This is a genomic window from Colwellia sp. PAMC 21821, assembly GCF_002077175.1.
Classification (GTDB): Bacteria; Pseudomonadota; Gammaproteobacteria; order Enterobacterales; family Alteromonadaceae; genus Cognaticolwellia.
In genome coordinates, this window is the sequence record NZ_CP014943.1 from 2,267,215 (window position 1) to 2,292,294 (window position 25,080).

At 34.3% G+C, this 25,080-nt stretch carries 18 protein-coding genes and 1 pseudogene; 7 read left to right on the top strand and 12 right to left on the bottom strand.

Annotated features, from left to right (window positions below):
- Positions 1-67: 67 nt before the first annotated feature.
- From A3Q33_RS09710 to A3Q33_RS09730, 5 genes are all read right to left on the bottom strand, one after another.
- On the bottom strand, positions 68-1,591 hold the full coding sequence (locus tag A3Q33_RS09710) for an oligosaccharide flippase family protein (RefSeq protein WP_081179757.1): 1,524 nt from the start codon (positions 1,589-1,591) through the stop codon (positions 68-70).
- A gap of 95 nt (positions 1,592-1,686) precedes the next feature.
- Entirely contained in the window at positions 1,687-2,778 is a 1,092-nt protein-coding gene (locus A3Q33_RS09715; protein ID WP_081182491.1) for a GNAT family N-acetyltransferase, read from the bottom strand.
- A 131-nt stretch (positions 2,779-2,909) separates the two neighbouring features.
- Positions 2,910-3,566, bottom strand: coding sequence for an acyltransferase family protein (locus A3Q33_RS09720; RefSeq protein WP_155866745.1), 657 nt, complete (start codon positions 3,564-3,566; stop codon positions 2,910-2,912).
- Positions 3,567-3,619: 53 nt separating this feature from the next.
- Entirely contained in the window at positions 3,620-3,874 is a 255-nt protein-coding gene (locus A3Q33_RS21030; RefSeq protein WP_353615525.1) for an acyltransferase family protein, read from the bottom strand.
- 281 nt (positions 3,875-4,155) lie between these two features.
- Positions 4,156-6,090, bottom strand: coding sequence for an acyltransferase family protein (locus A3Q33_RS09730; protein WP_081179760.1), 1,935 nt, complete (start codon positions 6,088-6,090; stop codon positions 4,156-4,158).
- Between the two features lie 630 nt (positions 6,091-6,720).
- Between A3Q33_RS09730 and A3Q33_RS09735 the strand changes: the two are divergent.
- Both A3Q33_RS09735 and A3Q33_RS09740 read left to right on the top strand, forming a co-directional pair.
- A pseudogene (locus A3Q33_RS09735) lies at positions 6,721-7,112 on the top strand (FAD synthase family protein).
- Positions 7,113-7,121: 9 nt separating this feature from the next.
- Complete coding sequence (locus tag A3Q33_RS09740) at positions 7,122-8,279, top strand: CDP-glycerol glycerophosphotransferase family protein (protein WP_081179761.1); 1,158 nt, start codon at positions 7,122-7,124, stop codon at positions 8,277-8,279.
- A gap of 137 nt (positions 8,280-8,416) precedes the next feature.
- Here the strand turns inward: A3Q33_RS09740 and A3Q33_RS09745 are convergent, their stop codons facing one another.
- The 6 genes from A3Q33_RS09745 to A3Q33_RS09770 all read right to left on the bottom strand — a co-directional run bounded on the left by A3Q33_RS09745 (position 8,417) and on the right by A3Q33_RS09770 (position 14,785).
- Positions 8,417-9,574, bottom strand: coding sequence for a CDP-glycerol glycerophosphotransferase family protein (locus A3Q33_RS09745; RefSeq protein WP_081179762.1), 1,158 nt, complete (start codon positions 9,572-9,574; stop codon positions 8,417-8,419).
- A 99-nt stretch (positions 9,575-9,673) separates the two neighbouring features.
- Positions 9,674-10,537, bottom strand: coding sequence for a glycosyltransferase family 2 protein (locus A3Q33_RS09750; protein WP_081179763.1), 864 nt, complete (start codon positions 10,535-10,537; stop codon positions 9,674-9,676).
- 47 nt (positions 10,538-10,584) lie between these two features.
- On the bottom strand, positions 10,585-11,850 hold the full coding sequence (locus A3Q33_RS09755; RefSeq protein WP_081179764.1) for a glycosyltransferase family 4 protein: 1,266 nt from the start codon (positions 11,848-11,850) through the stop codon (positions 10,585-10,587).
- A gap of 2 nt (positions 11,851-11,852) precedes the next feature.
- A complete protein-coding gene (locus tag A3Q33_RS09760; RefSeq protein WP_081179765.1) occupies positions 11,853-12,674 on the bottom strand; it encodes a glycosyltransferase family 2 protein in 822 nt (273 codons plus the stop codon).
- On the bottom strand, positions 12,671-13,666 hold the full coding sequence (locus tag A3Q33_RS09765; RefSeq protein ID WP_081179766.1) for a glycosyltransferase: 996 nt from the start codon (positions 13,664-13,666) through the stop codon (positions 12,671-12,673). The genes A3Q33_RS09760 and A3Q33_RS09765 overlap by 4 nt, the downstream gene beginning before the upstream one ends.
- 24 nt (positions 13,667-13,690) lie before the next feature.
- Complete coding sequence (locus tag A3Q33_RS09770) at positions 13,691-14,785, bottom strand: glycosyltransferase family 4 protein (RefSeq protein ID WP_081179767.1); 1,095 nt, start codon at positions 14,783-14,785, stop codon at positions 13,691-13,693.
- Positions 14,786-14,906: 121 nt separating this feature from the next.
- On the opposite strand from A3Q33_RS09770, the gene A3Q33_RS09775 reads away from it, so the two are divergent.
- The 4 genes from A3Q33_RS09775 (at position 14,907) to A3Q33_RS09790 (ending at position 20,416) form a co-directional block, all read left to right on the top strand.
- Positions 14,907-15,977 carry a glycosyltransferase family 4 protein gene (locus A3Q33_RS09775; protein ID WP_081179768.1) on the top strand — a complete coding sequence of 357 codons (1,071 nt, stop codon included), beginning with the start codon at positions 14,907-14,909 and terminating at the stop codon, positions 15,975-15,977.
- The gene (locus A3Q33_RS09780; RefSeq protein ID WP_081179769.1) at positions 15,967-16,968 is read left to right on the top strand and encodes an endonuclease/exonuclease/phosphatase family protein; all 1,002 of its coding nucleotides are present in this window, start codon (positions 15,967-15,969) and stop codon (positions 16,966-16,968) included. The genes A3Q33_RS09775 and A3Q33_RS09780 overlap by 11 nt, the downstream gene beginning before the upstream one ends.
- Positions 16,969-17,012: 44 nt before the next feature.
- Positions 17,013-18,542, top strand: coding sequence for a hypothetical protein (locus A3Q33_RS09785; RefSeq protein WP_081179770.1), 1,530 nt, complete (start codon positions 17,013-17,015; stop codon positions 18,540-18,542).
- Positions 18,543-19,282: 740 nt separating this feature from the next.
- Complete coding sequence (locus A3Q33_RS09790; protein WP_081179771.1) at positions 19,283-20,416, top strand: hypothetical protein; 1,134 nt, start codon at positions 19,283-19,285, stop codon at positions 20,414-20,416.
- On the opposite strand, the gene xrt is transcribed toward A3Q33_RS09790, so the two are convergent.
- Positions 20,402-21,808, bottom strand: a complete 1,407-nt coding sequence (gene xrt, locus A3Q33_RS09795) for an exosortase (protein WP_196798078.1) — start codon at positions 21,806-21,808, stop codon at positions 20,402-20,404. The two genes, A3Q33_RS09790 and xrt, sit on opposite strands and share 15 nt — an antisense overlap.
- A 360-nt stretch (positions 21,809-22,168) precedes the next feature.
- Here xrt and prsT point away from each other — a divergent pair, with 360 nt between their 5' ends.
- On the top strand, positions 22,169-24,922 hold the full coding sequence (gene prsT / locus A3Q33_RS09800) for an XrtA/PEP-CTERM system TPR-repeat protein PrsT (protein WP_196798079.1): 2,754 nt from the start codon (positions 22,169-22,171) through the stop codon (positions 24,920-24,922).
- Positions 24,923-25,080: the final 158 nt, after the last annotated feature.

Below are 25,080 nucleotides of genomic sequence, written 5' to 3' on the forward strand. Positions count from 1 at the left end.
TTATTAAAAATACTTACCTTAATCGCGTTGTTTTCTATATTTAACTGAAAATAACGCGTCCTATTATTTATCTTTCTTTTAAAAACCTGCTCTTAATTTTGGGGGGTAAGCGCTCAATTAGATGTTTTAGCAGTATTTTTTTAATACCTTTATCAAGTAATAAAACCCAACAAATAACTACAATAAACGGGAAGGCTAACGTAGCGGATAGGAGAAACTCTAACCAAGTGTTAACAGCCAAATACTCTAGTAATTTACTGCCGGCAATACCCAAACCAACAGTTAATAATACAGACTTTGATAAACACCAATAAAGCCCTCGCATATTAAAGTTATTATATTTTTTAAAGAGAAATATCTTGGCAAATACATTAAAAATAATACTGTTAATTAACCCACCTATGGCCAAACCAATTAGACCATATTTTAATCCTAGAAGAATGCTTAAGGTAATGTTGAATATTACAGCGGCGATAGTGATAACCGATATATATTTATGATTTGCCTGCGCAAATAAAACCGTGTTCGCAGAACTGCTAAAAGCAGAAAACAAAGATGAAACCACGGCTAAATACAATAAATTAACCGCGTATTCAAATTCTTGCCCTACCCACAATAGAATAAACACTTTCGCAAAAATAAATAATGACAAAAATAAAACCGTTGAGCAGAATAAATTAATGCTGGTTGTTTGAATAAATAACTTTTCCATGTTTTCATTACGGGCAGCTTTTTTATTAAATAAAGGCGAAAAAACCCCTGTAATAGAGCTAACGAATGCTGCTGTATGCATAATTAAATTACTGGAAATGCTGACCAAGGCTAAAGAGGATAAATCAAATAATTGGGTAATAATTAACGGACGAGATTTTGTGCCAACAGTACTAGCAACACCGTTAACAACTAAGTGTTTTGAGTAAGCAAATAAGTCAATAATTTCTTTTTTGCTGGCAAGTTTAAAGCTAAACCTAAGATCAGAAAATAAGCGTTTAGCATAATAAATTTTTATGGTGTTGGTTAATACATCACTAGCAAGTGTTGCGGCTACAGCGCCCCAAATGTTCATGTCTGACAGGAGAATAAAAACCAAAACAGCTTTTACAATAGCGTTTAACGACGATATATTTGCATCAATATCGAACCGCAACATACCAGAAAAAATACCATGAAAAGGGTTCATCATAAAGCCCCAAAGCACTTTAACCGACAATACTAATAAAATATCAATTAATGTAATTTGGTCTATGCCTTCAACGCCAAAAATAGCGGGTACTGAGGTTAAACCGATTAAAGCTAATACAGAAAAACCGCCTAAAACAGTAAAAAGTACCATGCTGGTTGAAAAAATCACATTTACACGTTTTTTATCGTTTAACTCTAAGGCTTGTACTATTTGGCGCTGTACTGCTTGAGGAAAGCCTAAATCTACAACATTAAACCAGCCCAATATAGATAAAATTAATAGCCATAAACCATAGTGGGTACTACCTAGTTCATTAATAAAAAAGGGCGTTAGTAAAAAAGAGGTAACGACGATAATTCCACGTTCAAGAAACCGAAAAAGAGAGCTAGTGAGTAATTGTTTTTTCATTGAATGGAATGCTTAGCTTGTATAAAGTGATTGTAAGAAAGATAAGCGTTTTAGCTTATTTTAATTATTATGATAGTAATAAGGCTTTATAACATTTATTGACTCATAAATCGTGAAAAAAATAGATGCCTGACTTTATTAAGCACTTTGCTTAACAATAGTTTTGCAGGGTTTTTAACAACGGTTACCGACAACATAGCCCGCGCATTCGCATTAAACTGTGCTTTATAACTATTATTTAAACCGCCCATCATAAAATCGTAATACTTTTTAGGGCAGTTTGTTATAGACCAATAATGCAGAAACAACCCCGGTGACAGTTTGGCAAAATTTTCTTCGTCCCAGCCACTTTGATAAAAATGATACGTGTTATCAATAACTAAATAGTAATGAATAGCAATGGGTTGTTCATCTATAAAAACAGCGCTCATGGCTATTGAATCGCTATCTTTATCGCGTAACGTCTTATGAAAATCATTAAATTCAGCTGCCGAAAACGCACCCGTTTTACCTTTGTTGTGCCAGCGATGTTGGTGATAGCTTTTTAATAATTCCCATGCATTATTGTATTCTTCAGCAGTAAGCCAACGCACAGTTGAATTAAGTTTAGCCAACTGATTTTTACAGCGATTAATGCGTGAACGGGTATTTTTACTTAGTTGTATAAGTTGCCACTGTGTATTATCAACAATATATTGTGCGTAATGGCGTTGGGTTAAAGCCCCTTTAATATAGGGTAATATTTTAGCAATATGGGAGTCTGCGAAAACAGCTTTAACAACGCATTGGTCAAAATTAAGTTTATTAATTTCATTTACTAGCAACGGGTAAACTGTTTGTTCATATCCTTCTTTAACAAAACAATCTAAATATTCAAGCGCGGCTTCAGCATACTCGGGTTCACCTTGGCCGATTAAATGCAATGTTTTGGTAAAGGGGAATAATTTACTCTTTTCTATGAAAAATGGCGCTAAACAAACTAAGTTATCGCCTTGGTAACAAGCGAACGACTGTAACTGCCAATTTTTCTGCCAATAGCAGTTATACCAATTACTTAGCAAGTAAGAATTGCCGAGCAACACCTGTTTTTCATTTGAACGTTTAAGCTCTAAAAATAAAGCTGTTAACTGATCATACGAGGTGATCAGGAATAAATGTATACCACCTCTGTTAGTAATTGATTTCATATACAATATGTTTCTTTTGTTTAAATTTTTTGGGAATATTTTAGCCACGTTAATATTTAATATCACTGACCGCAGTGCTTTTCCTAAATCGTCAACCAACATACAGATATTAGGTAAATTCAATTAGCGTATTACTTTTTTAGCAAGAATGTTTGTGCCGGCAATAAAAAAAAACTGTTTGTTATTGTTGCAACGGTTCGGCTTGATAGAAAAAAGGTCAAGAGTAAAGCCGAAATAAACAAAGCAATTAATGCAAGGATATTAGACGTATTACTTAAAAATTGAATTATCCCTATGTAAATGGCAACTTTAACAAAAAAACCATGCCAGACATATACAAACAAAGAGTTTTGACCACGTATCGTAAATGCAGACTCTTTATTTGGCATGAGCATTAGAATCGCAACAGATGAGATAAACGAAATAAAATATAATAATGAGCGAATAATAAAGGAATACCAATCCATATTACCGAGCTTTTCATATGAGAAGCTACCAAATAACCATTGATGAGGTAAGTCTTTAAACCACCAAAAAACTATAAGATTGAATATAAGCATTGCAAAATAAAACACTTTTGGAATTTTGATTAGGTACTTATTTGTTAGAAACGCCGAACCTAATTTATACCCTAAAATGAAAAATGGGAAAAAATAAAGTGTTCGAGAAATACCTAAGAAATAACCAATAGTTCCAATATATCCCGCAGATAAAGAAATTACGATACTAATCAATAATGGATATTTAAACTTCATGATTATTGGAAGGGAAATTTTCCAGATAAACATACTAAATAAGAACCAAAGAATCCAATACGGCTGCCAGTTTAAAGTGTATTGACTTATTGACTTATTGACTTATTACTTATTAGATTGACGATTTCGTATAAAATAGTGAAAACTAAAAATGGGACTATTAAGGTTCTTATATTTTTTGTCGTTTGTTCATCAGTCATATCTAATTTTGTTAAAACCCCTGCCAAAATAATAAAAACAGGCATGTGAAAAGAGTAAATAAACATATAAATAGTTTTTATAAAATCGTTTTGATTGATGAGTGGTTCAATGAGGTGACCAAATACAACAAGAAAAATCATTGTAATTTTCACATTATCAAAAACAGTATTTCGTACCACTTTATTCCCCTATAAATTTTAAGTTTAGACTTCTCACAACTTTTCATGTAATACATACTTTTAAATAGCTATGTGTAACTAAGTAAAAAGAGAACTTGCACTATGTATTTAGAGGCTATGCCTGCAGGCGACATAATTAGAGCAATTGTTATATATTAGTTTAAGCTATGTCTAATTATGCCAACCTGCGAAAATGTACTTACATGAATTACTTTAGGTCACTTAACGAGCAGATGTCTGCTCTATTTAGTACTAATTGTGATTTGAATTAAATCTATATCTTTCAGTAATTTTATGGATCCTTCAATTGATAAGTGCCCACCATCTCTATATATAAAAGTATCTTCTGTGTACACCTCGCATGTTTCATCTCCACATAAATAATCTTGTAACCAAATTACTTTAGATACTTTTTCTATTTCTTTTAGAAAAACATTTACAAATTTTTGATACTGTCGGTAGTCACTATAATCAACTTTGCAGCTTTCCCTCAATAATATGCCTGGGCCATGTTCTCTCTCTAAGCATTCACCTACATTAAAACCAGTTTTAGGAAGCGGAGAGAAAACAATTGGTGTGATTTCCATTTTCTTTAGCTCTAGAATTGTCCTCTTAAAAGATTTTACTAATAGCTCATAATTTGCTTCAGTTAAGCCATTATGTGTTAAATAATTATATCCGTTAGGTTTTAAATAGTTATTGAATTTGGAGCTAAGTACTACATGGGTAATACCTTGATGACTTTTTATATAATCTAAAGCTAGATCATTAAACTCTAAACATTTTTTAGCCCAAACTGAATCATGTACTTTAGTTATTGGAGCTAGTCCTACTATAGGGCCACAAGAATTTTTTGTGATTTGCGTTAACTTCTTATTCTTAATTGATAAGCCAGGAACTAAATGCATCGCATAGCTATCACCCCATATAACAACGTTAGGCTCTTCTCCTATAGTACAAGCACTGTACAATTTTTTATTGTCGTCAAATGAACCGTTACACACTTTGCTTAAACCACGATTAACTCTTTTGATATGAGTGAATTTATTTTCGATATTAGAAACTGTATATGCAGAAGTTACTGGAATCATTAGCAAAATAATTGTTGCTATTATTGCTACCTTCCAACTAGAAAATAATTTTTTAAATTTTCCAATTCTAAAAGGAGTTTCTACATACCTAAATTGGATGTATCCGAAGAGAATAGAAGAAATTATTAATATTATTTTTGTGCTTGTTGGCACATCACCTACATAACTTAAGTAGGCAAAAGCAAATAACGGCCAATGTACTAGGTATATGGAGTAAGACCAATCACCAGCTTTCTCAATAAAACGTATAATAAAATGTTTAGGTAACCAATCTTGCTTGCCGATTAAAATTATCATTGTTGATATAACGACAATAACTGACTCAATACTTGGATGCTCATTATTAATGCTTATAGAGCAACTAAAGCAAATAAAGATTAATGATACTACTTTTAAAAACTTAGGTACCTCAATCTCAGGTTTGTTTAACATTACCCAAGCACATAAAGAACCACCTAACAGCTCCCATGCCCTTGTAAAAAGAAGATAAAAAGCCCATTCGGACTTGGATGAACCGGATATTCTCCACAAAAACGGGGCATCTTGGTTTTCACTATATACCCATGAAAAACACCAATATAAACTTATTACTGTAAGTATTGTAATACCAATTAAACGATAATTTTTGGGTAAAAGGTAAAGTGTGATGGGGAGTAAAAAATAATACTGCTCTTCTAAAGATAATGACCAAATGTGCAGTAAAGGTTTTCCTTCAGATGCATTTTCAAAATAACCAACTTGTGAAGGAAGTACCATATTGGCAGTGAATGTCAATGCCCCTATTAGTTGATCTAAATATTCAATCCATTGCTTGTTATTCAGAACTATCAAACAGAGTAAAGTGGTAAAAAATAACGTGCTATACAAAGCAGGAAGAAGCCTTTTAGCTCTTCTTAAATAAAACTCTGAAAAGAGAAAAGAGTTATTATCTAGTCCTTTTAATATAATGGATGTAATTAGGAAACCAGAGAGGACAAAAAAAACATCTACTCCAAGGTACCCTTGATTTAACAAGCCTAAATTACTGTGATACAGAACAACAACTAATACCGCTATACCCCTTAAAAATTGTATATCTCTTCTCAATTTTCAAATCCCTTCATAAAATATTTGTCTTTGCATTGTTATGTATTAAAAGTGATTACGTAACTAAATAATTTTAGCTAAGACCTTTTTGTTAGGTAACTCAGAATTATTGTAAACAATAGGCAATAAAGAATGTACATGCTAGCGCGAAAATTATATTAAACTATATATGTTGGTATCGCCAGCGACCAAATTTAAATAGGCGAACAGTCCCGTCAGTAAATAAAGCATGAATACCCCACTTTCGTATCAAAGTGCGCGGTTGGTACCGCTCATAACAGCCATAAAATACTAAGCCAGCATTTAACCTTACTTCAAAAGTTTAACTGGGTTAAAAGTGTTTTATCTCCGGTATCAGCAAACTCATTAACATTGGGACAAATTTATGGGCTTTTAGCAATGATTACGAAGGTAATACTTTCTAAAATAAAACAATTAGTGAAACACCGGGCAGAAAAGATAAAAAACAAGCTAACCTTGAGTAAAGGCTAAGCGAGCTTAAATAAGCCCATAATACTAATAAATGAACGTTTGTCATTATAAATATTAATTATTTGTTAAATATAATTCAATATGCTCATGACTTAATGTAGGCTAATAATAATTATAGTTTTAAGAAGAGTAAATAGTATGAAAACAGTATTAACGTTTGGGACGTTTGATGTATTTCATGTGGGACATGTCAATATATTACAAAGAGCGGCAGCATTAGGAGATACTTTAATTGTAGGTGTTTCAACGGATAGCTTGAATTTTGATAAGAAGGGTAGAAATCCTATTTACAATGAAAATGATAGGATGAAAATTATTAATAGTCTTCGTTATGTAAATTTATGCTTCCCAGAGACTTCTCTAGAACTTAAAGCTGAGTATATTAAACATTATAACGCTGATGTATTGGTAATGGGGATGATTGGAAAGGTAAATTCGATGAATTTAAGGATATATGTGAAGTTGTCTATTTAGAGCGAACACCTTCTATATCTACAACGGAATTGATTGAAATAGTTAAAGAACGATAGAGAAACAGCATGGATTATCGACAAATAAGGCTTCGTGGTGGGACGTTACATGAAAAAATTTCGCGTAAATTTCATAAATTACTTCCACACGTAAACAAAGCCAACGGCGACTCTAAAAATAGAGTGATGTTCTACTTCTTTAAAAATGTGCACATACCTATATTGATTCCGTTATATGTCAAATTAAAACAATCACACCCAGAAGTTGAAATCTGTTTTGGTTATAAATCATACGCACCGAAAATAAGAGCTGGTTTTTCTACTGAAGAACTAAAGGTTTTGAGGTCTTATGGAGAAAAAATGTATATAAACCCCAGCCATGCTGAGGCTCGGGTTACGTTTGTAGCAGACGCGGTTTATGACTGGGTTTTCGGTTGCGGTAAAATCGTAAATGTTGGTCATGGAATATTATCTAAAGGACAATATTATTTAGATACAGAGTTGGCTCGTCGCGAAGAAAGAGCAGATTTGGTATGCGTACCTGGTCAATATCATAAAGAAGCTCTACAAGGTGTTATAACCACCCCTGTTATGGTAACAGGTATGGCTAAGTTAGATAATTTATTTAATGGGTCTATCTCACGATCTGACGTCGAAAAATCGATTGGTCTTCAGGGGAGTAATCGAAAGTACATATTGTTTGCGCCAACATTTAATGAGGAGCTATCAGCTATTCCTTTTGTGAAAGAAGATATTGCTGATATTATTCCAGAAGAAAATTTTAGCTTAATTATTAAGTTGCATGGCTCTACTAAAAATGAATATGTAGTGATGTATGAAGAGTTAGCTAAAAGGGATGATAGGATTATTCTTGTGCGTGATTTAGATTTGACGCCCTTAATTATATTAGCTGATATTATGATTTCTGATGTATCGTCAGCGATTATGGAGTTTGCATCAAAGGATAAACCTTTAGTGCTATTCAATAGCCCAAGACAGAAAACATATCAAAACTACAACGAAAATAGCATTGAATACAAATTTCGTGATTTGGGTATTGAAGTAAACGATTTAAATGGCATAAAAGAGGCTGTAGAACGAAGTATATTAAATCCGCTTGAATTCTCTAGTAAAAGAATTGAGTATACTAATTTGCTTATTGCAAATAAAAGTAAAGCAGATGCTTGCGCTAATATAATAGAAGAAAGTCTCCAGCGTTTTTTATAGCATATAAGTATTATTGAAAATAATGAGTGACCAGCCACTGGGTTAACGCTTAATGGCTGGATAGGCCCTGTATCAATATTCAGGTTTAGCTGGTTTTTTGATCTTCCTGATTTTTTAGGCATCAAATAACTAGAGTTTTATAATTCTACTAACTGTTTAAAAAGTGCTTCTGAATATGGAGTGTCTGTATTTAATGGGGGGTTGTGGAAGCGCAATTTTAGTTCTTGGTATTCAGTTTGATACATATCAGTAACACCATTATTTTTAATTTCTAACAACCTTTCTATTATCTGTGTCCAATTCATGCATGAGGGACGAAGGGTAACTTCATCATAATTAAAGTATAGTTCCCTTTCTTTCTTTAAGTATGTTTCCATATCAAATGGAGCAAATATAATAGGCTTATCTGATAATAAAAAATCAAAATAAATGCTTGAATAATCAGTAATTAAACAATCATAGTCAGCTATAGTTTCGTATATATCTCTTCCTAAATCAAAACGTATAGTTGATGATTGTTGAATTAATTTTTTTAAATCCTGAGGAGGTTTATTCACAGGGTGCATTCTTAGTACTAACTCTATATGATTACTTGCTAGCAGAGTGTCTATAGCCTCAAAGTTAAACCCGTATTTAACAAAAAGATCACACTCTTCACCTATCTCACCTCTAAATGTAGGCATGTAAATACACTTGAATTTTTTATTTTTTATACGCTGAATTGGTGGAAAAAAAGCATCGTTTCGCGGGAAGCCTGTGAGCAACGTTTTTTCCAAGGGCATCCTAAAGGCTTTTGCAAGTACTTTTTGTGTAACCGGACTAGTCGCTATTAAGTAATCATAGCTATTATTAATGTATGGCGTCATTTTGTTTTTAGTTTCTTGTTCAAAAGTGTCATACATAATATTTTTCAATGGTATGCCATGCCATAATTGTATAACTTTAGCTTTTTTACCAATCGATGGGGCAAACAAGTCTGAATGTGTAGATTGACAAACCAGCACTAGGTGCGCATTTAATTGAAGCCAAATACCTTTTAACGATAAAAAATAATGAGACTCATAGCCTAAGTCATTTATTTCTCTTACAATTTCTTTATCTTTAGAAATCCAAATAGCTCTAATATTTTTTTGATGCTTATTTACATAGTCGAATAAATAACGTGAGTTATCGCTATAGTGTTCACCAAACCAAGAGCCAAAAACCCATATTTTTTTATTTTTGGGTAGAATACTTGCGAAATAATAAATGGCTAGCTTCAAAAATAAAAATAGTTCGTGTGTTATGCGATTCATATGCTCTCTAATTTAATCAGTTTATTATAATAACTTTAGGTTAATGGGGTTATATGGCGACCATCATTATTTTACTTAAGTTAGGTAGTTTTATACAAGTTACTTTAGTTTTTTTAGTAAACGCCAATAAAGAGGTGTCATTATTTTATATAGAAAATTATTTTTAAATTTAATATATTCCCAATGTTTAAGAATATTAATATAAATTAAACTTTTTATAACAGCGCGAGATGCTTTAACGCCATTGTTCAGAATATCTGATGAGCATCTCATTAAGGGGAAGTATCGCGTTAATATTGACACTTCATCTCTTTCAATACTTTTAACATAATTTTGAGTATGTGTTTTTTCTCTGTGTATAAGAACTTCATCCAATTCATGGTGTTCACCATATTGTAAATTTCTGGCGCATAGAGACCAATCCCAAGCATGAAAGATTTTATGTGGCATGCTTTTTTTTAGGTGCTCGGTTCGAAAAAGACCATACATACGTGAATTATCAGATGGAGATTTTAGGTACTTAGCAATACGCACATTTGTATCGCCAGTAATAGGATAAGTACCAGTAGAAACACCCTGAAAAACGCCATTTTCATCTTCAAAATTACATTTAGATGAAATTAAGGTGCAGTTTTTATTTTCACGCAAATATTGTATCGATTTATTTAAAAAATCAGTATTCCAATAATCGTCGCCAGCCAACCATGCAAAATAAGGTGTTTGGGCATTATCTAGTACAAAATTGAAATTCTTAAAATAGAGGTTTTTAGATTGGCGAAAAACCTCTATTCTCGGATCATCAATACTGTCTAATATGCGTGTAGTTTCATCTGTAGACCCATCGTCTGAAATGATAAGTTTCCAATGTGTATACGTTTGAGCTTTTATAGAATCTATCGCTCTATTTAACGTAGAAGCATTATTATACAGTGGCATGCCGATGGTAATTTCCGTAGAAGACAAGATACCTCCTCTTATATATAAGTTAGAATGAATGAGTTAATAAGCACTTATTTATTACAAAACAATTGATTTATTCTATTTTTTTGTGATATTTCTCGTTCGAAAATATCTTTGGCTAAATCAAAACCAAAGTTTTCTTTTACAAAAACACGTGCGTTAGCTTCAATTTCGTGGCGCAGTAGTGGTTGTTCTAAGTATTTCAGACATGCTGTTATGTATTCTTCAGCCGTATTTGCAATGATAAAGTCTTTTTCATGCTTTCCTTCTATCCCTTCAGCACCAATGGTTGTTGAAATAACTGTTCGGCCATATCCCATCGCTTCAAGAATTTTAATACGCGTACCACCACCAAAACGTATAGGCACTATAACTATATCAGCCTGCATGTAGTAATCTTTTACGCTTTCAACTCTGCCTGTTACTGTAACGCCTTCTATTTCATCTAGTTTTATTACTTCTTGTTCTGGCGATGAACCAACAATATATAATTGAATACTATTGCCTGATTTTTCTTTTAAAGTGGGTAATACTTCTTTGCAAAAAAATTGTACGGCATCTACATTAGGGAAGTAACTCATAGCGCCCAGAATTAATATGGATTGAGTGCCATAGCTTTCCGGTAATTTCTCAGGAATGTAAATGGTGTTTGGCATGGCTACTATTTGGGCTGAACTATTAGGTAATGTCTGTAATTTTTTCTTGTCAATGTCAGAGCAAACCCACACTGAATCAAACGATTTTACATACTTACGTTCATGCTTAGCGGCTAATTTGCTCTCAATAAGCACGGATAGATATTTTTGAAAGCCTGATTTATTTCGAGTGATAGCTAAACTTCGTCTTTTGGCAATTGACTCTATATCGTCATAATCTACGGTTGAATATTCTATTTTACAGTTTAGTGCCTTTAAAACGAATGGGTGTAACCAAGCAACTCCAATACGAAAGAAAAGACCGTAAGAATAATGTTGTTCTTTGATTTCAGATAATACAACCCTAAATTTAGCGGTGTTAGTTGCAATACTTAATGGAATAAGTAAAAGATTTGCAATACGCCATATTACATAGGAACCAGGGATTTTTTTAAATTTTTTGGGAGTGTCACTATAAAATGGCACAGATAGCCAAGTGACTGAATTTACGTTTAAACCACTAAAGTTTAAGGTTGTTTTTTTATTATTTACAATTATAACATCAACTTGATATTGCTCTGTAAGAAGGTTCAAGTTTCTGTATGAACGCTGCTGTATGCCAATACCATACCTATCGGGAACTACGGGTGTAACATAAAGAGCTTTTCTATTTAATTTCATTTTTATTTTACCGTTTTATCAAATAGGCATATGATTCTACCAATTAAATAATAAATTTTTTGTTCTAATCCTTGTGATTTTCCACCAGCGGTCATACAAGTTTTGTACATAAAGAAATACTTTAATTTTGGGTGTTTGTTAAATAGCGATTTGTGTTTTTTGAGTAGTTGCCTGTGGCCAATAAAAATTTTGCGGCCATTTGATGAAATATTACCGTGACCCTCTCTGCGCAAAAAAGCTAAAGGCGCTTTCAAGAAGCCAATATGCTCTTCTGCAATAACTAGCCTAAGTGTAATGTCATGATCTTCAGAGCATTGTATATTTGTGTCAAAGCCATTTACTTTTTCAAAGGCACTTTTTTTTATTAGCCATGAAGTGGGTACAACATGGCTCGAGACTAATAAGTCTTCGATAGTCAGTTTTGTTGGTTTGTTATCAAAGGTTGCAATAACCTCTTGGCCAATAAAGGTTTTTATAGCTGTATGGCATGAACTGAACTCAGGATTGTTTTGTAGAAACTCTAATTGTAGCTCCAGTTTTTCAGGTTCCCATTTGTCATCAGCATCCATAAACGCGATATAGTCACCTTTAGCACTTTTAACGCCTGTATTACGTGCTTTAGCAGGGCCTCCATTTTGCTCTAAGCTGATAACTTTTAAGTCTTCAAATTTACTTAAGAAATTTTCAGCTTTAGCGCCACAGCCGTCAATAACTACAATGATCTCGAGCGGTAAAAGCGTTTGGGCTTTAATTGAGTTATAAGCTTCTTCAAAAAACTCTTCTGCATGATAAAACGGTATAACAACACTTATAGAATAGTTCATTTAAACTCCTTATTAATAAAGAAGTTAATAGATTTTTCTTCAGGATCTTTCACTGGATCCCAAACGGGCTTTATCATTGTTTTTATTTTGGCGGCAACGCGAGTAATATTGTTAGCAAGACCTATAGGTATATGCAACCAACGACAATACAAGAAAATTCGACGTCGAAATACCCAATGGTACATTGCTTCTTCTGCATAAAATTTATATCCCCAGCGTTGCTCAAACAGTCGAGAGGCTTGCCAAGTTAGGCTTTTTTTCCAACGAAAGAAAAAGAAACGCATATCAGCATATTCCATACGTGTACCTAAATTATCAAAGATGACAATTGAATTCGGCTGAGAATATATTTTAAGCCCCATTTTCTTTATTTGCATTGCAATATCAATGTGCTCTCTAATCACCATTTGAGGTAATTCAAGTTGCTTTAATACTTGGGTGTTAAAAAGTACACCGTGAAGTTCAAACATTTCTGATTGGGTGATTTCTTTTGGAATATCTTGTGGAAGCGCACGCCTAAGATGCTTTTTTTCAATAAGATAGTCTTCACCATTAATGGTTAAATAGGTAATTTCATTGGTGAACAAATGATTACGCAAAGGCGCGCCTATATCTACACCTGCTTTTTCCAATGTTAATGGGTTAACAACGGCAACGTCTGCACGCTCTGCTATTTCAAGTAGAGGAGGTAACCAGTTGTCTGTAACATTAGAATCATTATCAAGAAACATGACATAGGGTGTTGTAATATCGCCTCTAACCTTCCTTACTGCCTCCATAGGAATGATTAAGCCCATTTTTATTAGCTCTGCATTCTCTTTAGTGGCGAGTAATTTTTTTAGCTGTTTTTTTATTGCTGCAGGGTAGTCAAGATCGAGCACTTTTAAATAAAAGGGTTGTGTGGTGACATTGTATAAATTTTCTATACATTCAATAACACCAGAATATCTGTCTCTTGGGGTAATAACGACGGTTACTTGTACGTTTTCCATTATTTATTTTCCATATGTGTTTTATTAAATAACGCGCTTAAAAATTTCAATGTATTTATCAACCATATTCGTAAGAGAAAAATTTTCAACTATGCGTTTATAGCCGTTATCACCATATTGCGTTCGTAATGTTGTTGAGTTTATCAAAGTTTCTAAGGCTTTTTCTAATGCTTTCGGTGAAGCAGGTGGGACTAAAATTCCGGTTTCTTGTGAAACTACAATCTCTTTAATACCACCCACGGCTGTAGCAATTACCGGTTTTGCTTTGGCACCAGCTTCAGCAAAAACTAAACCAAAGGCTTCTTCTATTGAGGGTTGTATAAATATATCGCAGGCCTCTAGCCACGTTGGTACATTTTTGATTTGGCCGAGAAAGGTAATACTTTTATCAATATTGTGTTTTAGCGCTAAATCTGTCAGTACTTTTTTCTCGGTAGGCGAGCCTTCTCCAGCGATATAAAGGTGTATATTTACATTGGTGTTTATTAGGTTCGCCAATGCGACTATCGTATCTTGATGGCCTTTAATTGGGCCTAAATGACCAATACTCAATAGTGCTATTTGGTCGGTAGCTATATTTACTTCATTACGTGCGTTATTAATTGAAACTTCAGTGGGCTTTTCGCCAATGTTTGCACCACCATGCACCACATGGCATTTTTCTTTAGGCAAGCCTAAATTATTGGTTAGCAATGAAAGTCGGTCATAAGAAACTGCGATATATTGTGAGGCAAATAATTTAATTAATTTATTGACCGTATTAGGTTGGTATTTCGATAAGTCGGAACGGTGAAAAGTTGCAATGGTTCTTACGCCACAGGTAAAGCCCGCAACACTTGCATATAGTTGACTAAATTCACAATGAGCGTGAATAAGGTTAATTTTATGCTGTTTTATTATTCTTCTTATTTGAAGGACTAGTTGCCAATTAATACCCTGTGCTTTTTCAATAACTTGTAAATTTGGGATGTTAACCCAGGATTCGGGTTTAGAAAAACATAACGGAACAGTATATATTTTTTGTGCGATTAATCCCGATACGGTATCAGAAAACCTTGTTGTTCTGCCGCCTTTTTCTAGACTCTGAACAACTTCCAAAACTCTTATTGGGGTAGTCATTTATTTATACATCCTTGGCATAAATTGTAAATATAATATTGAACATATCAATAGTGTTGAAACTCAATTATCATTCTACCTAGTTTTATAAATATATCTAAATTAATTCAAGAAAATAACTATGCAAGACAAAAAATTAGGGTTAAAAGTTGCTCATATAGTGGGCAGTTTGAAGGTTGGCGGCGCTGAACGTTTTGTGATCGACCTGTGTCGCACACAAAAGCATAACGGGCAACAACCGATAATTATTTCATTGGGCCAACCTGGAGAGCAACTTGAAGCTGAATGTGCGGCGGAAAATATAACTTTTTTTAGTAGTAGTCGTTCTGCTATTTTCAAATTAATTCAAGTATTCATTCGTTTCAAAAAAGTAGATGTTCTGCATATACATAGTCCTCATGCTTTAAAGTTTCTTCAGGTGGTTATTCCTTTTTTCAAAGGAAAACTTATTTACACCCGCCATGGCGCGGCTCCACTTAAAGCTGAACATTGGAAGAAGTTGCATGTGAAAGTTCAGTCTTGTTTTAATGCAATTACCTTTGTGTCACAAGAAGGCATGGAAAACTTTAAAAAGCAGCACCATTTACCTGAGGTTCCTCATTCTGTTATCGATAATGGCGTGATAATTGATCCCATAAGAAGCATTACCCAAAGTAGTAAAAAGATAAAGCTAGGCTCAGTAGGGCGAATGATACCTTTAAAAAATCAATTAGGTCTATTAAAAGCGGTTAATATTCTTGATGTTGATTTGCAAAATAGCATTGAACTACATTTTTTTGGCGACGGGGATTGTTTAAAAAGCTTAATGGCTTATAAGGAACAAGCGATACCAAATGTGGCGGTTACTTTTCATGGCATGGTTAATGACAGAGAGATAATATATTCAAACATTGACGCACTAGTTGTTTGTTCAGAAACTGAAGGTTTGTCGATGGTTATTATTGAAGCTATGGCGAATAGAATTCCTGTTATTGCAACGAATGTTGGAGGCAACCCTAAACTGGTTGTAGACCAGAAAACCGGTTGGCTATTTGAATATGACGATAATAATAAGCTAGCAGAAATTATTAGCAGTATAGAAAACGATAAAGCGATTTTAGAAACCTTAGGGCTTGAAGCCTTTAATTATATAAGTGCTAATTTTTCGATACAGTCATCTGCGGAAAAGTATTTAGCACTTTATGAAAAATAGCACCAAGTCACTTTTGAAACCTTTAAGCCAAGCATATTTTATATTTTGTTGTTTTATGTGTGCTTTGGTTACGTTGTTACCTTGGTGGCCGGCTAATGGCATACTCACTATTCCTAAATATGCGCTATTATTTGGCCCCCGCTGGTGGTTATTGCTTTGTGTTATTGGCTTGTTCGTTTTTTGGCGTTATTTGTCAAAACGACAGTGGCAGTTTTCTGCTTTATTACTTTTGTTATCGCTTAATTATTTAGACTTTCAACTGCCTAGCGTAGGTTCATACTTTTCAAGTTCAACTTCAACTTCAGAAATATCAATATTAAGTGCTAATATTGGCGGTGGAGGGTCAAAGAAAGAACTTGATTTTATTGGCTTTAGTAAAGAACCCGACATTATTTTATTGCAGGAAGCTAGAAGAGTAGAGCTTGATAAGTTATTTAATGATTATGATTTTAAGGAGTGTGTTTCAGGCTTATGCATTTTTAGTAAATACCCATTCAAACAAGTTAAAGTGCTTAGTAGAAAGCTATTTCAAGGATGGGGGATCTTTGCCGTTTTTTATGAAATTGAAACTCAGTTTGGCTTGGTTTCTTTAGCTAACGTGCATTTTGAAACGCCTCGCTCGGTGCTTATGGGCTTAATACATCGTACCTTTGATTTTTCATTGGCGAATACAATAGAAAGTAATCGACAATTTGAAGCCGAGTTAGTCAGCTTGTGGTCAGAAAATAAAAGTCACACCCTAATTGCGGGTGATTTTAATATGCCCGAAGATGAAAATACTTATCAGCGAAATTTTGCGCATTTAAATAACGCTATTGGCACCAAAGGTATTGGCTTTAACGCCACCAAACATACCGTGTGGCACGGGGTAAGAATTGACCATATTTTATATTCTGACGACTTTACGTTAAAAACTGTTGAAGTTATTGATGCAATAAATGGCGATCACCGGCCAGTATTTGCTACTTTTAGTGTAGGTAATACCAATTAAGTACAGTCTTAGTTTGGTTGGTATCGTTAATATAAGGATTTATGATGTTAAAGTTAGCGCTTATTGCTGTTTATATTGTTTTATGTGTTTTTTCAAATTGTAGCGCTAGCGCTGAAAATAATATTACATTTGATGTTAGTAGCATTAAAAACGCATCAGTTGAAGGTTCGTTATTTTTATTGTTACCTATGCCAAATCAGCGCATTTCTTTGGCCAGTAAGTTTTCGCTAACCGAAAATAGCAACCCGATTAAAGCTAGCTATAAGGTGATTAATACTTGGCCATCGTTGAAAAAAGAGCAATTTATTCGTTTGCTGTCGATTGAGGTTAGTGCCTTACAGCATAGCGCTAAAACAATGACTCTTAATTGGGATAGTTCAGATAAAGCACTTTCTGTTCAGCAGATTAATGCAATTGAAAGTAATGTAAGCCAGCTTGTTTATCCTTCAAAGCCGTGGTTGGTGCAAAGTATATTACTGCACCCTGAACAAGCTGTAGACAGTGATTGGTATACAGAGCCGCAGAAAAAATACGCCTACTATATAACGAACCAAGCCTTATTAACTAAAAAAGGTTATCCCGCTCGCAAAGCAAGCCAATGGTTGTATGACCGCCCTCAAGCTATTTATCAATTGTTTTTAATGTCTGGTGAAAATGAATGGCTAACTAAAGCCAATGAGCTTACAGATTTTTATATTAATAATATTGATGAAAGTGGCTTATTCGTACTGAAAAAAAGCTTTGACGCGAAATATTTAATGCCCAAAGGCTTGTTGTATCGGTATTTACTTAGCGGAGATGTTGAAGCAAAAAACACCTTAAAGCGAATTTTTGAGCGTTCATTTGATTGGAATGAAAGCTATAGTTTAAGGAGTGGGTTTTGGACTGAACGTAACCAAGCTGCAGCGTTAAATGTTGCTGTTTCGTATTGGGAACTAACCAATGATACCGGCGCGCTAGCTCGTATCAATGACATTATTGATGCCACTGTGAAAATGACGTTTAACCCTGGTAATGATTGGGCGTTAAGAGGTTGCCCTCAACATGGCTATAAATCACATGAGGGTTGGGGTGATGATACACCTGCATGTTCGCCTTGGATGATGGCTTTATTAGGTGATGCCTTGTGGCGCTTCTATCAACTAACGGGTGATGTGCGTTCAGCGTCATTAATTGATGCCTTTGGCGACTTTGTTTTAAATTATGGTATTTATTATGGTAATGCCAGAGTTAAGAATATTGTTATTCCTAAATATATTGTGTCAATTAACAACCCTAAGCAAGAAGAGTTGAATCAATGGACCGATCCGCAACATGCTTGTGATGTCGCCGCATTACTGGGTAAATCTGCATATATTAAGAAAAAAAATAATCAGGATAATTTTCTCGTAAAAACTTTATTTAATGCATTATTAGAGCAATGTGCAGGAATGTATACTAGATTAAAAAAAGCACAAGAAAACGAACGTGAGAAAAACTACTGGGGTCTTAAGCCGCCGCGACGTTTTGGTTGGATGTATTCAACAACCAGTGATTTACCTTGGTTAAAAGCCGAATTGTTGAATGATTATTAATATTCAAATAATTTTACCTAGCGAGTACTTGGTTTACAGGCTAGGTTTTAAATGCCAATTGTTTATGTAGGCCAATTGTTTATGTAGGTCGGACTTCAGTCCGTCAACCGTTCAGCGGGCAACAATGCCACGTTGGGCAATTGTTTATGTAGGTCGGACTTCAGTCCGTCAACCGCACAGCGGGCAACAATGTCACGTTGGGCAATTGTTTATGTAGGTCGGACTTCAGTCCGTCAACCGTTCAGCGGGCAACAATGCCACGTTGGGCTACTGTTTATGTAGGTCGGACTTCAGTCCGTCAGCTGTACAGCGGGCAACAATGCCACGTTGGGCTATTGTTTATGTAGGTCGGACTTTAGTCCGTCAGCTGCACAGCGGGCAACAATGCCACGTTGAGTTGTTTTTTATGTAGGTCGGACTTCAGTCCGTCAACTGTACAGCGGGCAATTAACTTGATGTGCCGCTAACATTACAGCAAATTACGGTATGGTTTTGGGGCTTTACATAGATTAAACGGTTAAATTTCATTTAACTTGATGGACTAAAGTCCAACCTACAGAGGGCCTACGGGTGTTGATGTTATGTTGGGCTATTGTTTATGTAGGTCGGACTTCAGTCCGTCAGCTGTACAGCGGGCGGTTAACCTGAGGGATTAAACACTGGTCTGTCAATAATCAGTTCTAATTTAATTGGCATTTAAGCTTATAATTAATTTTTAGGGATAATCACTGGAGAGGGATATGAACAAAAGTTTTGCTTTATTATCGAGTTTTATACTATTTTTTATTGTCGGTTGTTCAGATTCTGAACAGGCTTATAGCGGTGCTAATGATGGTGATTCGCTGCAACCGTTAATTAAAGTAAATACACAAAACTTCGACGAGTTTCCGTTTCATGATGTGCCTGAGTGGCGCTATGATACTGCCGAATATCAAGGGCCTTACTCTGAGTCTGGTGAGTACTATCAAGAGCAAAACATTATCGCCCCAACTGCGTTAAGAAACACGGTGCCCATTGGTAAGGGTGATTGGCTTGTTGCTGAGCTTTATACTCGAACCGAAAAACCTATTGTGCTTGATTATATCGATGTTGTTGCAGATCCATATAATGCTAAAAACCAAGTGTTAAAAATTAGTACACCAGATCATACTGATGGTGTCGTGCTACGTTCTAAAAACCCGCTTCCCCCTAAATACCGTATTAGTTTAAAAGTTGGTTTTGCAAATTATGGCGATGAGTCAAAACTGAATGGTTATAACGATGGAACCGAAAGTGCTGGGCCTTGGAGAAAGTTATCAAGTGTTGGTCATAACGGTTTTTACTGGTTAGCTATATTAGATAGTCCACCTAAGCCTCACAATAATATTTGGATACACCATCATCGAAAATTTGTGATTGATAGTTGGAATCGAAAAAACTTTAATCATACGGTTAATGTGATTGCACTAGACGGAAAAAGTGAGACGCATCAAGCGTTCGGTAAAAAGTTTATTAGTTATGTTGATGGTAGTTGGCAGAAAATATCTGATGTACCTGTTGATTATTACTTACCTGATGAATGGTACACCGTTACCTTTACACGTACGGCTTCATATTATGAATATGCTATTAAAGGTCGATTTAAAAATGCCGGGCAAACTATATATACCGATAGAATAGATTACCGTGAAAACTGTATTTATCATTACAATCAAACACCAGAAGAATTAGTGCCTAATTGTATTGATAATCGCCAACAAGTGTTCTCGGGTAAAAGTTTTACCGCATGGCCCAGTGGCAGTGCGTATCCCGAATATTTTATGTTTGGCGAACCTCATATCAATTATTATGAGGGTAGCGTTTTAGTTGATGATATTACCTTAGAGGTTTTGTAACTCAACTTCGCAATTACGTTGCTTACAAGGTATAAACTTCCAATGTAGCTTTGTCTGATTAATATTCTTGATCGCCGTTGTTAATCGGGCGATTTTAAAGGCGGTAAGTGACGAAAATAGTTGCTTGTTAATTTCATAACTGGCAACAACCACTGCGGTTTCACCTGCATTGAATATTTTATGTATTTTCTGGTTTCGGCGACTCTCTTGCCCAAAAGACTTCCAACCACTAGGGATTAAGTCATTCTCGTAATAACTTGGCTTACCATCTAAATCTTTCCCATTAAAAAAATAGGTAAGCTCAGTGGTGTTGTCATTTGAAGATATATTGTTCATAACAAATGCATAAAAATGAATTTGTGGCTTTATTTCAAACTTAGTATCGCTTGTTAATTTATCAGCGGCAGGAGCCGGTATTAACATTGTGCTGAACGTTGTTGATGACAAAGCCAGTATGAATAATAATACGGCTAAAGATGGCTTATTTATGCTGCGTTCAACTTGGGTTGTATTTACATGTGAAGTTGTTTCAGGCTTGGAATCCGGTTGTTGGGCTGTTAAATCAATATCAGAATTTTTGTTGCCCCACCAAAACAAAATAAACATAAAAGGAATAAACAAATACCAACCAAAGGTATTATGATCTTCCATTAAACTACTTTCCATATTGGTGTATTCACCAATTAGTATGAGTGCCGTTATTCTTATCCAGTTTGTCAGTAGAGCCCCAACAATAGCGAGGGTAAAAAAAGCTACTGCTTTTGTGGTGTTTTTAATATAAAGAAACCTAAATAGCGAGCTTATCGCTAAAGAGACGATCATATACCTTAAGCCACTGCAACCATCGGCTATTTCAAAAACGCCAGCAGGAATGGTTACAAAGTTACCTTCTACATATGTGGGCACCCCTGTAAAGCTCATAAAGTAGGTGACTACGCTGACAGATATATCTTGCAGTATATTGGTAAGCATGCCCCAAACGGGCATGATGAAAATTAGAAATATGCTAGGGAAAACTATGTATCTGTTTAATTGATAAAGCATATTAATACTAGACACTAGCACTGCTAAAAGAGAACACCAATAACCTAAACTTATTTGTGCATTACTCGTTATAAATAATGCTAAACAAGAAAAAACAAAAATTAACGTTGCGGGAAGCGATAAGGACTTTCTGAACGTTAGCTTTCCTGATTTTTGCAGTACATAAAACAAGTATAGTGAAATAATCGGAATCAAGTATGCGTGAGAGTATGTGCCATCATCAAAACTATGTCGCCATAATGTGACTAGAATAGGAATATTTAATAATGAAACGATAAAAGATATCAGCAAGATGCCTAAAAGAGGTGTTTTAAATAAAATGCTAGCGCTTTCAATTTTTTTATTCAATTTTATCTACTTTATTTATTATATAATCAGGAGAAGAAATGAAAAACTTGTTTAAAAGTCAGCACTACTGTTTATTACAATAATATAACTTTTTATTGAAGTTTGTTCGGTATAACAATGTAAGTTAACAATGTTTTAATGTTTTGTCTTTATTTAAAGATGAATAATCGGTTATATTTAATAAATACAACAAGTAATGATTTTTACAGATTGATTTTTATCTAAACAATCACGTTAAATTTACGCTTAACTTTGTTTAAAAGTTCTTGAGAATTTATTTGCTAGACTACTTTAATTCGTTGAAAAGTGCATACTACGAATAATAAAATAATTAATAATAAAACACAGGGAGTTGATAACTTGAAACTCAATCAATTAGCAACGTATTTTGGGATTGCTGTTTTTGTATCTGCTTGCGGTGAAAGTGCAACTTCACAAGAGCATATTGCTAAAGCGAAGTCTGCAATAGAAAAAAATGAGTTAAGTAGAAGCGAAATAGAATTAAAAAACGCATTGAAAATTGATGGAAAAAACGCGGAAGCGAGATTTTTACTTGGTCAGTTATATTTATCACAAGGCAATAGTTTAGTTGCTGTTAAAGAATTAGAGCGAGCGCATTCATTAAACTACGACGTTAATAAGGTTGTGCCTTTATTGGCTAGGGCTTATTTATTAGCTGAAAGTTATGAAGAGATATCAAGCCTGTCTGAAGATGCTAAAAACTTAATGGTTGATAGTAAGATTAAGTACTTAGCTTTTAAGAGTATTGCTGCAATACTTAGCGAAAAAATCGAAGCGGCTCAGAAAATTACCCTGCAAATAACTTCACTGTCTGAATCTAATTCCTATGCACTTTTAGCTAATGCATATATGAATTTTGCCGAAAATAATAATGATGAAGCGCTTTCTTTAGTATCAGAAGCTTTATTAGCTGATCCTAAAAATGTTGATGCGTTATTATTAAAAGGACATATTTCTTTTGCTTTAAATAAATTTGATCTTGCCGTAGAAAATTATAAGCTATATGAAAGTTTTCAGCCTAAAGTAGGTGTAACTAAACTATATATAGCCAACTCATTATTACGTGACAATAAATATGATGAAGCTGAAAAATATGCCGATGATATTCTTGCATCCATAAGTGATCAACCTATTGCAAACTACGTAAAAGCCGTTGCAATGTTCGAAAAAAAGGATTTTGCACTTGCAAAGTCGCATGCAGAAACTGCGCTTAATCAAAACTATAATTTACCGGCGTTAAAATTAATTGCCGGCACGAGTGCATTCAATTTAAATAATTATGAAAGTACTTATCATCACTTAAACGCTATCGCAAAAAAAATGCCCGCAAACCATTATTCAAGAAAAATACTGGCGATAAGTCAACTTCAATTAGGGTTAATTGATGATATCAATGAAACACTGATAGGTTTTAACCCGACTACTTCTGAAGAAGTGAGCTTTTTATCTAATTTAAGTTACCAACTTGCTGAGCTAGGGGCCATTGACGAAGCTAAGGTTATAGCTAAAAAAGTTAATGAAAGTTTAACAGAATCGAATGAAGATCAAAGTATTCGTGGTGGTATTTTAAAGTTAATGTTAAATGATCCTTCAGGTATTGAAGATTTAGAATTAGCGCTTGAAGAAAATCCGAGTCTTGAAGATGCAGAGCTTGTTATTGCTTATGCAGCATTACAAACAGGTGATTATGATAAAGCGCTTAAAGTTGCTAATAAGTGGCAAGAAAAACAGCCTGATCTTGCTGGTAGTTATAATATGCTTGCGGCTGTTTACATTGCGCAACAAAAAAATGACTTAGCTACGCAAGCCTTACAAACCAGTTTACTTAAAGAGAGCAATAACTTATTTGCGCTTACCGAGTTAGCGAAGCTTAACTTTACTGAGGGTAATAAAGAAGAAGCTGAAAAGTTTTCTCAGCTAGCGGTTGAGCAATATCCTAATAATGCTAAGGCTTTGCGCTATTACTATGCGTCAAAACCTGGTGAGCAAGCTTTAGCTAAAATTAAGCACGCTTATCAAGAGAGTAGTGATAATATTGTATTAAGTTTGTTATATGTTGATGCACTTATTAATTCAGGTGATTTGACAGAGGCGTTAGTGGTTTCAAATGCGATTAAAAGCAGCGTTAAGACCCCGAAAAAAGCTTGGTTACAACGTGTATCTATTTATAAAAAGCAACAGAACGAGCTGCAATTAATAACTACCATTGAAAAATGGTTGCAGGTAAATCCTTATCACATAGAGCCTGTGTTACTGCTTTCTGAATATTATATTAAACAAAAACAAGCAAACAAAGCTTTACAATATTTAGATAAAGCTTTGTTAGAACATCATCAAGACAACCTGACTTTAAAAGTTGTCAAAGTACAAATATTATTAGATACAGGTGATGCCTATGAAGCCAAAAAACTTTATCAAGATCCTCAGTTCGATAAAATTAAGCCAGCACTTAAATCAGGCTTAGAAGGGCGTATTGCTTTTATTGAAAAAGACTTTGAGGAAGCCGTTAAAAAGTTAACTGTATTTTACAAAGCTTATCCTTCAAGCCAAAATGTAATATTACTCGCGCTAGCTCAACAAAGGGCAATAAAAGCAGAAGAAGCTATAACTACTTTAGAAATATTTCTTGAAAAAAATGACTCCGCTGACCAAGTTCGTGCTCTTCTAGCTAACTTTTATCTTCAGGAACAACCTGAAAAGTCGATACCTCTATATGAGGAGATGTTATTAGAGAATCCAAGCAATGTTGTTTTTCTTAATAATTTAGCTTGGCTGAATCTTGAAAATAACAATGTAGAATTAGCATTGAAGTACTCTGCCGAAGCAGCTAAATTAGCACCTAAGCACCCAAGTGTTCTAGATACACGAGGAATGGTGCTACTTAAATCTGGAGATAAAGAGACAGCATTAAAATCTTTGGAACATGCTTATGAGCTCTCAAAGGGGAGTGATATAAATATTGCACTCAATTATGCAGAAGCACTTATTTCAAACAAAAAAAATAAGTCTGCACTTTCTGTTTTAAATCGTTTAAATATTAGCGATCCAAAGCAAAAGCAAAGGCTAAAACAATTAATAGCATTAGCAAACTAAGTTTTTATAACCAGATAACTCGCCAGTATTTATGATCAGGAAGTAAGTTTGTAAACTCAATATTAACTGCAGGTCGGTAGATTTATTATTTACTTGACCGGCTAAGCTTAAATGCAAACTTATGACTGCAGAATAAGTTAATAAATATATGTTTATTT